Source organism: Streptomyces noursei ATCC 11455, assembly GCF_001704275.1.
GTDB classification, from domain to species: Bacteria; Actinomycetota; Actinomycetes; order Streptomycetales; family Streptomycetaceae; genus Streptomyces; species Streptomyces noursei.
Genome location: NZ_CP011533.1, coordinates 8053456 through 8065232 on the forward strand (window position 1 = coordinate 8053456; position 11777 = coordinate 8065232).

Below are 11777 nucleotides of genomic sequence, written 5' to 3' on the forward strand. Positions count from 1 at the left end.
TGTTTGTGCTGGCCGCGACCATGGCGAAGGGCGCCCGTTGGCTCGTGTGTGACGACAAACCTGGACGCCCTTCTGGCGGCACTGTACGTGTTCATCGACGACCATGTGGCCCCGCGTCGCCGGATCGGGCGACCCCCGAAACTGACAGACGCCGAACTGCTGTGCCTGGCCGTCGCCCAGGTCCTGCTGGGCTTTCCCTCACCCAGGCACTGGATCCGCTTCGTACACGCCCGCCTGGGACACCTCTTTCGCTATCTACCCCAACAGTCCGCCTACAACAAGCGCCTCAACGCAGCCGGCCCGCTGATCAGCCGCGTGATCGAGACCTTGGCCAGGCAGGTTCCCACGTGGAACGACAACCTGCGGTTGATCGATTCCACACCTGTGCCCTGCGCGGCCTCCCGCGAGACAGTCAAACGCTCCGACCTGGCCGGGCACGCCGGATACGGCTACTGCCCAAGCCATTCCCGCTTCTTCTGGGGATTCCGGCTCTACCTGCTGACCACCGCCGAGGGCATGCCGGTGTCCTGGTGCCTGGCCAACCCCAAACTCGGTGAACGCCAGGTGATGACCGCGCTGCTGGAACGCGACCACCACCTCATCCGCTCCGGTCAAGTGATCCTCGCGGACAAGGGCTTCGCCGGGCGGGAGTTCGAGGCGTTCCTCGAAGAGTGCCTGGGCGTCCATCTGGTGCGGCCGGACATGAAGAACGAGCCTGTCCGACATGGACGCCTGGCCCACGTCCGCCAGTGGATCGAGGCGGTATTCGACACCCTCAAAGGCCAGCTCAGCCTGGAACAACACGGAGGCCGAACACTCGCCGGTGTCTTCGCCCGCACCGGCCAACGACTCCTCGCCCTGGCCACGGTGATCTGGCACAACTGGACCACCAACGCCCCAGCCAAACGATCACTGATCGCGTATGACCACTGAAGACATCGGACTCATTCATCTAGATCGTGTCCGATGGGTCATGGCCGGGTCCCTCGGTCCGCCGGCAGGTCGCGGACCGCGCGCTCCAGGGCCGTGACGATGCGTCGGACGTCCTCGGCGGTGGTCCGCCAGTTGCTGAACGCGGCGCGCAGGGCGGGCCGTCCGGCATGGACGGTGGGGGTCAGGAACACCTCGGCGGCCAGGGCATCCGCGAGGGCGGCGAGGCGCTCGGCGGTGGCGGAGCGGGCCAGGGTGAAGCAGACGACGTTGAGGCGGACCGGGGAGAGCAGTTCCAGGCCGTCGAGGGAGTCGACCGCCGCGCCCAGGGTGCGGGCGCCCTCCGCGCAGCGGTCCACGATGTCGCGGTGGCCCTCGTGCCCGTAGGCGCGCAGCGTGAACCAGGTGGCCAGGGCGCGCAGCCGGCGGGAGTTCTCCGGGGTGAGGTGGACCAGGTCGGGGGTGTCGCCCAGCGGACCCAGGTACGCGGCGGCGTTCTGGAAGACGCGGGCCTGGAGGTCGCGGCGGCGGGTGAACTGGACCGCGCTGTCGTACGGGACGTTCAGCCACTTGTGCAGATCGACGCAGAGCGAGTCGGCGAGGTCCAGACCGTCGACCAGGTGGGCGTGGTCCGGGGAGAGCGCGGCGAAGGCGCCGAACGCGGCGTCGATGTGCAGCCAGCAGTCGTAGCGGTCGCGGAGCGCGGCGAGCGCACGGAGGTCGTCGAAGTCGACGGTGTTGACGGTGCCGGCGTTGGCCACGATGACGCAGGGGCCGTCCGCGTCCCGCAGGGCACGTTCCAGCGCGGCCGGGTCCACCGCCTCGCGGCCGGGCAGGGTGGGGACGGTGACCAGCGCGGACCGGCCGAGGCCGAGCAGCGACAGTGCCTTGGCCACGCTGGAGTGCGGGGTGCCGGACAGGACCCGGACCGGGCCGAGGGCGGCCGTCCCGTCCTCGGCCGGTGAGATGCCGCGCCGTTCCCCGAGCCACTCGCGGGCGATCGCCAGCCCGACCGTGTTGGACATGGTGGCGCCGCTGACCAACGCGCCCTCGTGGGCGTCCGACAGCCCGAAGAGCGTGCGCAGCCACCCCACCGTCTCCCGCTCCAGGTGCTGTCCGGTGGCGTCCAGGGACGACATGGAGTTCTGGTCGGTGGCGCCGGTCAGCCAGTCACCGGCGAGGGCGGCAGGGGTCACGCCGCCGGTGACGAAGCCGAGGTAGCGCGGGCCGGCACTGGCCGACAGACCGGGCTGCCAGCGCGCCGCGAAGTCCGCCAGGGCGTCCCGCAGTCCGGTGCCGCGCACGGGCAGCGGCCGCGGCTCGGGAGCTGGCCGGGCGGGGACGACCGGCGCCTCGGCGAGGCCGTCGAGGAAGGCCGCGGCCCGTTCCCGGGTGGCCTCCAACAGGTCGGGCAGCGCGGCGAGATCGGCGGCGAGGTGGGGGTGCACGGTGTGCTCCGTTCGTCGGGTCGGGACGACCGAACCTAGCCGGGGGCGGGCCCCCGTCTCCTGATCCAATTGCAGGAAAGTGGACCGGAATCGGGGCGGGGGAGCGGATCGGGGGCGGGACCTATGCGGGCGCCGCGACGGCCGACCGGCCCGGGGCGTCCGCGGTGCCGGGGGCCGGTGCCGCCTCGGACGCCTCGGCGGCGCGCCGCTCGTCCAGGAACGCGGCGATCAGGGCCGCGAATCCGGCCGGGTCCTCGCCCGGGGCACCGTGCCCGGCGTCGATCTCCTGGTAGCGGGTGTGCGGGATCCCGGCCAGCAGCGCCTGCTGCTGATCGGCGCCCATGATCCGGTCGTGGGCGCTGGCCAGCACCAGCGTCGGCGCCGTGACCCGGCCGAGCAGCGGCCGCAGGTCCACCGACAGGTCCACCTCGATCTGCCGGGCGATGCCGGGCGCCAGTGTGGCGGCCAGCGTCCGCACCAGTTCCTCGTTCGCCGCGGTGTCGGTCCGTTCCCAGTACCGGGGGCCGAACGCCATCAGCGGCAGCATCCGGGCGAAGTGCGCGGTGCCGTGCTCGGCGTCGGTGCGCAGCAGGTCGAGCCAGTAGGCGAATTCGGCGCGCAGCCGGGTGTCGGTGCGGACCCAGCCGGCGTGCAGGACCAGCGAGCGGATCCGTCCGGGGTGGTGGGCGGCGAGGTGGGTGGCGATCGCGGCGCCGAGCGAGTGGCCGACCAGGTGGAAGCGGTCCAGGCCGGCGTGGTCGGCCGCGGCCAGCACCTCGTCCGCGAGGTCCGCCAGGGTGAGCGGGCCGCCGTGGTCGGTGGTGTCGCCGGAGCCCGAGTAGTCCGGCGCGACCACGGTGAAGCGGTCGGCGACGGCTTCGGTCAGCGGCCCCCACTGCGCACGGGTGGCGCCGGTGCCGTGCACCAGCACCAGCCCCGGGCCGGTCCCGGTGCGGTCGTACGCGATGCTGGCGGCGCCGTCGGCGAGGGGTACCTGGGTGACGGGCATGGAGGTCTCCTTCGAGGGGGTGGGGTGAGGTGGGGTGTTCAGGAGCGGGTGTGGGCCGAGGCCGCGGCCGGGGCGATCCGGGCGAGTGCGGAGCGCAGTGCGGCGTTGAACGCGTCGGGTCGCTCCTGCTGCGGCATGTGTCCGGCGCCGCGGATGACGCCGACCTCGGCGCCCGGCGTGAGAGCGGCGCAGGTGCGGGCCACCTCCAGCGGGATCGAGGTGTCCAGCTCGCCGTGCAGGTAGTGGATCGGCACCTGCAGCGCGGGCAGGAGCGGCCGCGGGTCGTAGCTGCCGGCGGAGACGAAGTGCTGGTCGATGTGGACCCCGGAGTCCAGGATCTGCCGGACCGTCCAGTCCACGAGCGCGGGCGAGGTGCCCGGCGCGTACCACCCGGGGACCCAGCCGGCGAGCGTGCCGGCCCGGTCCAGGCGCAGGCCCGCCATCAGCTCCGTCATCGGCATCCCCGTGGACGGCCAGTACCCCGGTCCGTCCACCGCGATCACGCCGCTGATCAACTCGGGTCGCCGCACCCCCAGTTCGGTGCCGAAGGTCGCCCCGATCGACGAGCCGACGACCACCGGCCGGTCCAGGCGCAGCGCGCCGATCAGCGCCACCAGGTCGCTGACCACGCCGGCGGTGGTGTTGCCCCGCAGCGGGCGGGCCGACCGCCCGCAGCCCCGCCAGTCGACGGTGACCACCCGGTGGTCCTGGGTGAAGTCCGGCAGCTGCGCGCCCCAGACCCGGCCGCTGGTGCCCCAGCCGTGCAGGAACAGCAGCGCGGGGCCGGTCCCCTCGTCCTCGTAGTAGAGGGTGGTGTCGTTGACGTCCAGGTACGGCATGGCGGTCTCCTCCGACCTTGTGACCCCTGCGGGCCGCGCGGTGTGTGACGTCCTCAGCCAACCGCGATCACCTCCGCCGACCAATGGGCGATCCGCGCCTACACTCATCGCGTACGGTGATCAATGCGGGTCACGGCGAACGGGGGGCCATGGAGATCCGACAGCTGCGCTACTTCCTGACGGTGGCGGAGGAACTGCACTTCGGGCGGGCGGCCGAGCGGCTGCACATCGTGCAGTCCGCGGTCAGCCAGCAGCTCCGCCGGCTCGAACGCGAGCTGGGCACGGAGCTGTTCGCCCGCTCCACCCGCGTCGTCCGGCTCACCGAGGCCGGCGACCGGCTCCTGCCGTACGCCAGGGAGATGCTCGCCCTCCAGGCCCGGGCCCGGGAGGCCATCGACGAACTGCGCGCCGAACGGGCCGCGACGGTGCGGCTCGGCACCAGCTCCGGACTGGGCGCGCGGCTGGACGCCCTGCTCGCCGCGTTCGACCGGCGCGCCGACCACGCCCAGCTGGAGCTCGTCGCCGGCAGCACGGAGGAACGCCTGGCGAAGGTGCGCGCCGGCGACCTGGACGCCACCCTCCTGCGCGGTGAACGGACCGACTCCGGGCTGGAGTTCCTGCCGCTGTGGCAGGACGCGCTGATGGCGGCGCTGCCCGCGCGGCACGAGCTCGCCGCGCGGGAGAGCGTCGAGCTGTCCGGGCTCGCCGGGCTGCCGCTGCGGCTCTCCCCGCACACCCGCAACCCCGCGCTCCACGACCTGGTCATGCGCTCCTGCCGGGAGGCCGGCTTCGAGCCCGTCCAGGGACCGGAGTTCACCAACGCCCAGGACACCCTCGCCGCCATCGGTTACGGCAAACCGTCCTGGACGGTCTTCTACGCCCCGCACGCCGACCAACTCCCGGTCCCGGGCGTGGTGTTCCGCCCGCTCGCCGGGCCGGCACCGGTCATGCGGGCCTATCTCGCGGTGCGGACCGGACCACCCGGGGTCGGTCTGCGCGCCCTGATCGAGGCGTGCTACGAGGCCGCGGAGGACGACACGCCCCAGGGGCCGTCCGACGGGTCGGGGGCGGACAGGCCCTAGCTCGCGCGGGCCCGGGCGTACCGGTGTTCCGGGCGCCCGGTGTCGCCGTATTTCAGGGTGAGGCTGATGCGGCCGGTGCGTTCGAGGTGCTTGAGGTAGCGCTGGGCGGTGGAGCGGCTGACGCCGGCGCGTTCGGCGACCTCGTGGGCGGAGAGCGGCAGCCCGGCCTCGTCCAGGATGCGGCGGATCAGGTCGACGGTCGCCGCCGAGTGGCCCTTGGGCAGTTCGGTGTGCGGGGAGTCCGGGGTGCGCAGTGCGGCGAAGATCCGGTCCACCTGCTCCTGGCCGGCCTCGCCCCGGCCGCCGACGCCCTCGACGGTGCGGCGGAGCGCGGCATAGCCGTCGAGCTTGGCGCGCAGCCCCGAGAAGCCGAACGGCTTGACCAGGTACTGCAGGGCGCCGTACCGCATCGCGGCCTGCACCGTCGCCACGTCCCGGGCCGCGGTCACCATGATCACGTCGGTGTGGTGGCCCATCTGGCGCAGCCGCCGCACCAGGGTCAGACCCGTCTCGTCCGGCAAGTAGTGGTCGAGCAGCACCAGGTCGACGTGGCCGCGCTCCAACGTGGCCAGCGCCTGGGCCGCGGTGTGGGCGCGGCCGACGACCCGGAAGCCGGGCACCTGGGACACATACGCGGCATTGATCTCCGCGACGCGGAAGTCGTCGTCCACGACAAGGACATCGATCAAGGTGACTCTCCTGTGGCCGTGAGCTGACGAATCGGGGGGTGGAGGTCGGGCGACAGGGCCTCGGGCAGGACGACGGTGAAGACCGCGCCGCCGCCCGCGCGGGCGGTGACCCGGGCCATCCCGCCGTAGCGTTCGGACAGCCGGCGCACCAGCGCCAGGCCGAGCCCCCGGCCCCGGGAGGCGACGGTGGCGGTCTTGGTGGACCAGCCCTCGGCGAAGATCCGGTCGCGCATCTCGGGCGGCACGCCCGGCCCGGTATCGCTGACCCGGACGACCGCGGTGCTGCCCTCGGCACGCAGCTCCACCTCGACGAACGGATCGGCGCCGCGGCGCTCGGCGGTGGCGTCCAGCGCGTTGTCGATCAGATTGCCCAGGACCGTGACCAGGTCGCGCGGGTCCACCACCGCGTCCGGCAGCAGCGTGCCGGAGGACACCCGCAGCGCGACACCGCGCTCGGCGGCGATCGCCGCCTTGCCGACCAGCAGCGCGGACAGCAGCGGGTCGTGCACCCGCTCGGCGATCTGCTCCGCGGACGCCCGATGGGCGCTGGCCACCTCGGCGACGAACTCCACCGCCATGTCGTACCGGCCGAGTTCGAGCAGCCCGCGCACCGTGTGCAGCTGGTTGGCGTGCTCGTGGTCCTGGGCGCGCAGGGCGTCCAACAGGCCCTGGGTGCTGTCCAGTTCCCGGCCCAGCAGCTCCAGTTCGGTGCGGTCCCGCAGGGTCACCACCGCGCCCCCGTCCCGGGTGGCGACGCGGTTGGCGACCAGCACCCGGCCGCCGCTGATCGCCAGCAGGTCGCCGCCGGCCACCCGGCCGGCCAGCACGTCGGTGGTGCGGCCCGGCGGCAGCACCTCGTCCAGGGCCCGGCCGGCGGCGCCGGCGTCCAGGCCCAGCAGCCGCCCCGCCTCGTCGTTCACCAGCCGGATCCGGCCCCGCCGGTCGAACGCCACCACGCCCTCGCGGATGCCGTGCAGCATCGCCTCCCGCTCGTCCAGCAGCGCGGAGATGTCGGCGGTGGCCACCCCGTGCGTGCGGCGGCGCAGGCTCCGGGCGACCACCACCGCGGCCAGCACCCCGGCCGCCAGCGCCGCGCCCGCGTACCGCAGCAGCCCCGGGATGGTGCCGAGCAGCAGGCCGTGCACGCTGTCGTAGGCGATGCCGACCGAGACCGCGCCGACGATCGCGCCGTCGTCGTCGCGCAGCGGCACCTTCGCGCGGGCCGACCGGCCCAGCGTGCCGGTGTCGATCTGGCGGACCTCCTTGCCGGCCAGCGTCCGGCTGGGGTCGGTGGAGACGTGATGGCCGATCTCCGCGGCGTTGGTGTGCGACCAGCGGACCCCGCGGGTGTCCATCACGACGACGTACAGCGCCCCGGTCGACCGCCGGATCCGCTCCGCGGTGGACTGCACCGGGCCTCCCGGGGCCGGCACGGTGGCCTGCACCTCGCGGGCCAGCTCCGGGTCGGCGGCCGTGGTCTGGGCGATGGCCAGGGCCCGGCGCATCGCCTGGTCGTCCAGGGCGTGGCCGAGCGGGGCTAGGAACAGCCCGGTGGCCAGCACCATCACACCGGTGGTGATGACCAGCTGCGCGGTCAGGACCTGCGCGAAGACGCGACGGGGCCAGTGGATCCGCATGCGGTCCCCCCTGTCTCGGCCGGCCCTCCGCGGGATGCGGAACCGACGCCTTCCGTTCATGACGCTGTCTGTTGATCTCGTGTGAACGCAACGTAAGCCGCCGCGGCCCGGCTGCCCAGACCCCGTCGAACTTTTGTTGTTCTAGCGTGAGCAAAATGGGCACAACAGGGTTTGCGCGCAGAAAGACGGCTTGCGCCCACAAGGCTGCCGCGGTGGCCCGCACCGCTCCTAGCCTCCCGGTCCATGAACAGCCACACGAGCCCCGCCATCGAGCTACGGGGAGCGAGCAAGACCTTCCGCACCCCCTCGGGCGGTCTGCACACCGCCGTCCGGGACCTGGACCTGACCGTGGAGCGCGGCGAGTTCGTCGCCGTCGTCGGGCCCACCGGGTGCGGTAAGTCCACGACCCTGACGCTGGTCAGCGGCCTGGAGGAGCCCACCGAGGGCGAGGTGCTGGTGGCCGGCGAGCCGGTCCGCGGTATCGGCGACAAGGTCGGCTTCGTCTTCCAGCAGGACGCCGTCTTCCCCTGGCGGACCGTGCTCTCCAACGTCATGGCCGGCCCGCGCTTCCGCGGCGTCCCCAAGACCGAGGCCAGGGAGCGGGCCCGTGAATGGCTTGCCCGGGTCGGCCTGGCCGCCTTCGAGGACCGCTATCCGCACCAGCTCTCCGGCGGCCAGCGCAAGCGCGTCGCGCTCGCCGCGACCTTCGTCAACGACCCCGAGATCCTGCTCATGGACGAGCCGTTCTCCGCGCTCGACGTGCAGACCCGGGCCCTGATGTCCGACGAGCTCCTCGACCTGTGGTCCGGCACCGGCGCCTCCGTCGTCTTCGTCACCCACGACCTGGAGGAGTCGATCGCGCTGGCCGACAAGGTCGTGGTGATGACCGCCGGCCCCGCCACCGTCAAGGAGGTCTTCACCATCGACCTGCCGCGGCCCCGCCGGGTCGAGTCGGTGCGGCTGGAGCCGCAGTTCGTGGAGATCTACCGGGAGATCTGGTCCTCGCTCGGCGAAGAGGTCCGGATCACCCGCGAAAGGGGTGCCGCCCATGTCGCCTGAGACCGTCGCCGCACCGGCCGCCACCACCGAGGCCGGCATCCCCGGCGAGCGCAGCCAGGCCCGGGCCCGCGCCGCCCGCAACCACAAGATCCTGGTCTACGCCACCCGGGTCGCGCTCCTGGTCGCACTGGTCGCCCTGTGGGAGGGGCTGGCCCGCGCCGCCGTCATCGACCCGTTCAACTTCTCCATGCCCTCGAAGATCTGGGACCAGATCACCCAGTGGGCGCTGAACGGCACCCCGCAGGGCCCCCTGATCGAACAGGTCTGGTACACCCTCTACGAGGCGCTGCTCGGCTGGGTCATCGGCGTCATCGGCGGCGTCGTCCTGGGCATCGCGCTCGGCCGGATCCGCTTCCTGGCCGATGTGCTGGGCCCCTACATCAAGGTCCTCAACGCGCTGCCGCGGATCGTCCTGGCCCCCATCTTCCTCATCTGGTTCGGCCTCGGACCGGCCTCCAAGGTGGCCTCCGCCGTCGTCCTGGTCTTCTTCCCGGTCTTCTTCAACGCCTTCCAGGGCGCCCGCGAGGTCGACCGCAACCTGGTGGCCAACTCCCGGATCCTGGGCGCCAGCAACCGCCAGGTCACCCTCCAGGTCGTCATCCCCTCCGCCACCTCCTGGATCTTCACCAGCCTGCACGTCAGCTTCGGCTTCGCGCTGATCGGCGCCATCGTCGGCGAGTACATCGGCGCGACCAAGGGCCTGGGCCTGTTGGTCTCGGCCTCCCAGGGCACCTTCAACGCCGCCGGCGTCTACGCCGCCATGGCGATCCTCGCGGTCGTCGCCCTGCTCGCCGAAGGGCTGCTGGCCTTCCTGGAGAAGCGGCTCTTCCGCTGGAAGCCGGCCGACGCCGGCGACGGCCGCTGACCCCCGCACACCCGCCCGCACCGCCTCACCTCACAAGGACGTGACCATGCGCACCCCGCTCAAGATCTCGGCCGCGGTCGCCGCCACCGCGCTCGCCCTCACCGGCCTCACCGCCTGCGGCGGCTCCTCCTCCGGCTCGGCCGCGGACGCCGGGGACGGCCGGATCCAGATCATGGTCGGCGGCCTGGACAAGGTCATCTACCTGCCGGCCCGACTCACCCAGCAGCTCGGCTACTTCAAGGCCGAGGGCCTCAACGTCACCCTGCTGACCGAGCCCGCCGGCGTCCAGGCCACCACCTCCTTGATCTCCGGCGACGTCCAGGGCGTGGTCGGCTTCTACGACCACACCCTGGACCTGCAGGCGAAGAACAAGCAGGTCGAATCGGTGGTGCAGCTCGCCCACGCGCCCGGCGAGGTGGAGGTGGTCTCCACCAAGGCCGCCTCCGAGATCACCTCGCCCAAGGACTTCACGGGCAAGAAGCTGGGCGTGACGGGGCTGGGCTCGTCCACCGACTTCCTCACCAAGTACCTGGCGGTCAAGAACGGCGTGAAGCCCGAGGAGATCACCCCGGTCGCGGTCGGCGCCGGCCAGACCTTCCTCTCCGCCATGGAACAGGGCTCGATCCAGGCCGGGATGACGACCGACCCGACCGTCGCCCAGGTCGTCAACAAGAAGATCGGCAAGGTGCTCGTCGACATGCGCACCCCCGAGGGCTCCCGGCAGGCGCTCGGCGGCCCCTACCCGTCGTCCAGCCTCTACATGAACACCGACTGGGTGAACAGCCACAAGGACACCGTCCAGAAGCTCGCCAACGCCTTCGTCAAGACCCTCAAGTGGATGTCCACGCACACCGCCGAGGAGATCGCCGCGAAGATGCCCGCGGACTACGCGCAGGGCGGCAAGGAGCTGTACGTCCAGGCCATCAAGGACACCCTGCCGATGTTCACCAAGGACGGGGTGATGCCGGCGGACGGACCGGCCACCGTCGAGCGGGTCCTCAAGGCGTTCAACCCCACCCTGAAGAACGCCACCATCGACCTGAAGAAGACCTACACCACCGAGTTCGTCAAGAAGTGACGTCGCGTCTGCTGCCGGCGCGCGGCGCTCACACGAAGTTGACGCGCCCCCGCGCCAGCAGCGGGTCCTCCACCAACTGCCACAGCGGCACCGCGTAGTTTCCCAGCCCGTACCGGCCGCCGAAGTGCAGGCCGAGGACGCGGTGGTCGGTGAGGTCGATGACCGGGGAGCCGCTGTTGCCGCCCAGGGTGGAGCAGTCGTGGCGCATCACATCACCCTCCGCCTCCAGCCCGGTCGTCATGCCCGGCTGGAGGCGCTTGACGTTGTAGACGTCCATGAAGATCCGGCGCATGGACTCCGGCTCGTTGCGACGGCCGTCCCAGGCCGGGTAGCCGACGCAGTACACCGGGTGCCCCGGCAGGTCCGCGGGCGCGTCCGCGGCGACCGCCAGCGGAGTGGGCAGCGCACTGCCGCCCAGGTACGGGGCGATCCGCAGCAGGGCCAGATCGACGTCCTGATGGATCCCCAGGACCTCGGTGACCTCGTACGACGGTCCGCCGTCCGCGGGCTCCCGGCCGGCCCCGTACTCCTCGCCGAGGTCCAGCGCGGCGCCCAGCCCCTGTTGGAAGGCCCAGCCCTCGCCCGCGCTCCGGGCGAACTCCACCGCCACGTGGCGGTTGGTCATCACCGTCTCCGGCCCGACCAGGAACCCGGTGCCCAGCCAGTCCAGGCTGATGTGCCCGGAGACCTCCACCCGGCCGACCCGGGCCAGGGACTCCCGGATCGCCGCCCGATGGCCCTCCAGCACCGCCCAGTCGCCCTGCTGCGGCGCGAAGTCGTGGTGCTGGACGAGGATGGCCGGGCGCCCCTCCAGCAGGACGATCGCCTCCATCCCGAAGGACTCGTCGTCGCTGATCTCGTCGGCCCGCCCCTCGGCGAGCTTCTCCAGACCGTTGGCGCCGGCCGACAGCACCCGGGTGCGCTCCTGCCGGGCGTACTGCGAGATCTGCCCGGCCGGCGCTTGTGCCGGGGGCAGCTCAACGGCGGACTCCGGTTCCTCCCAGGACAGTTGGTCCCGCACCCGCGCCGCCACCGCGTGCAGATCGGAGAAGACCCGCTCGGGACCGGTCGCCACCGGTGATCGGCTCCGCTTGTCCATCTCGTCCTCCTCGGTCGGGTCGGCCGGGCCGTGGCGCCGGTC

11 protein-coding genes are annotated in these 11777 nt (G+C 72.4%); 5 read left to right on the plus strand and 6 right to left on the minus strand.

Going from position 1 to position 11777, the window contains the following annotated elements:
• Positions 1 to 48 precede the first annotated feature (48 nt).
• A complete protein-coding gene (locus tag SNOUR_RS34430) occupies positions 49 to 933 on the plus strand; it encodes an IS982 family transposase (protein ID WP_067354922.1) in 885 nt (294 codons plus the stop codon).
• Between the two features lie 38 nt (positions 934 to 971).
• Here the strand turns inward: SNOUR_RS34430 and SNOUR_RS34435 are convergent, their stop codons facing one another.
• The 3 genes from SNOUR_RS34435 to SNOUR_RS34445 all read right to left on the minus strand — a co-directional run bounded on the left by SNOUR_RS34435 (position 972) and on the right by SNOUR_RS34445 (position 4226).
• Entirely contained in the window at positions 972 to 2378 is a 1407-nt protein-coding gene (locus SNOUR_RS34435; protein ID WP_067354924.1) for a pyridoxal phosphate-dependent decarboxylase family protein, read from the minus strand.
• Between the two features lie 121 nt (positions 2379 to 2499).
• Positions 2500 to 3387, minus strand: a complete 888-nt coding sequence (locus SNOUR_RS34440) for an alpha/beta fold hydrolase (RefSeq protein ID WP_067354927.1) — start codon at positions 3385 to 3387, stop codon at positions 2500 to 2502.
• A gap of 38 nt (positions 3388 to 3425) precedes the next feature.
• The gene (locus tag SNOUR_RS34445; RefSeq protein ID WP_067354930.1) at positions 3426 to 4226 is read right to left on the minus strand and encodes an alpha/beta fold hydrolase; all 801 of its coding nucleotides are present in this window, start codon (positions 4224 to 4226) and stop codon (positions 3426 to 3428) included.
• Between the two features lie 149 nt (positions 4227 to 4375).
• Here SNOUR_RS34445 and SNOUR_RS34450 point away from each other — a divergent pair, with 149 nt between their 5' ends.
• The gene (locus tag SNOUR_RS34450; protein WP_067354933.1) at positions 4376 to 5308 is read left to right on the plus strand and encodes a LysR family transcriptional regulator; all 933 of its coding nucleotides are present in this window, start codon (positions 4376 to 4378) and stop codon (positions 5306 to 5308) included.
• On the opposite strand, the gene SNOUR_RS34455 is transcribed toward SNOUR_RS34450, so the two are convergent.
• Together SNOUR_RS34455 and SNOUR_RS34460 are read right to left on the minus strand one after the other, a co-directional pair.
• A complete protein-coding gene (locus SNOUR_RS34455; RefSeq protein ID WP_067354937.1) occupies positions 5305 to 5997 on the minus strand; it encodes a response regulator in 693 nt (230 codons plus the stop codon). The two genes, SNOUR_RS34450 and SNOUR_RS34455, sit on opposite strands and share 4 nt — an antisense overlap.
• Positions 5994 to 7634 (minus strand): sensor histidine kinase, encoded by a 1641-nt coding sequence (locus tag SNOUR_RS34460; RefSeq protein ID WP_067354940.1) that lies wholly within the window; start codon positions 7632 to 7634, stop codon positions 5994 to 5996. Before SNOUR_RS34460 ends, SNOUR_RS34455 begins: the two co-directional genes overlap by 4 nt.
• Before the next feature lie 243 nt (positions 7635 to 7877).
• Between SNOUR_RS34460 and SNOUR_RS34465 the strand changes: the two genes are divergently transcribed.
• The 3 genes from SNOUR_RS34465 to SNOUR_RS34475 are packed head-to-tail and all read left to right on the plus strand — an operon-like array spanning position 7878 to position 10636.
• Entirely contained in the window at positions 7878 to 8693 is an 816-nt protein-coding gene (locus SNOUR_RS34465) for an ABC transporter ATP-binding protein (protein WP_039638532.1), read from the plus strand.
• The gene (locus SNOUR_RS34470; RefSeq protein WP_067354942.1) at positions 8683 to 9558 is read left to right on the plus strand and encodes an ABC transporter permease; all 876 of its coding nucleotides are present in this window, start codon (positions 8683 to 8685) and stop codon (positions 9556 to 9558) included. The genes SNOUR_RS34465 and SNOUR_RS34470 overlap by 11 nt, the downstream gene beginning before the upstream one ends.
• A gap of 46 nt (positions 9559 to 9604) precedes the next feature.
• Positions 9605 to 10636 (plus strand): ABC transporter substrate-binding protein, encoded by a 1032-nt coding sequence (locus SNOUR_RS34475; protein ID WP_067354945.1) that lies wholly within the window; start codon positions 9605 to 9607, stop codon positions 10634 to 10636.
• A 28-nt stretch (positions 10637 to 10664) separates the two neighbouring features.
• On the opposite strand, the gene SNOUR_RS34480 is transcribed toward SNOUR_RS34475, so the two are convergent.
• On the minus strand, positions 10665 to 11735 hold the full coding sequence (locus SNOUR_RS34480; protein WP_067354948.1) for a trypsin-like serine peptidase: 1071 nt from the start codon (positions 11733 to 11735) through the stop codon (positions 10665 to 10667).
• Between the last annotated feature and the right edge of the window lie 42 nt (positions 11736 to 11777).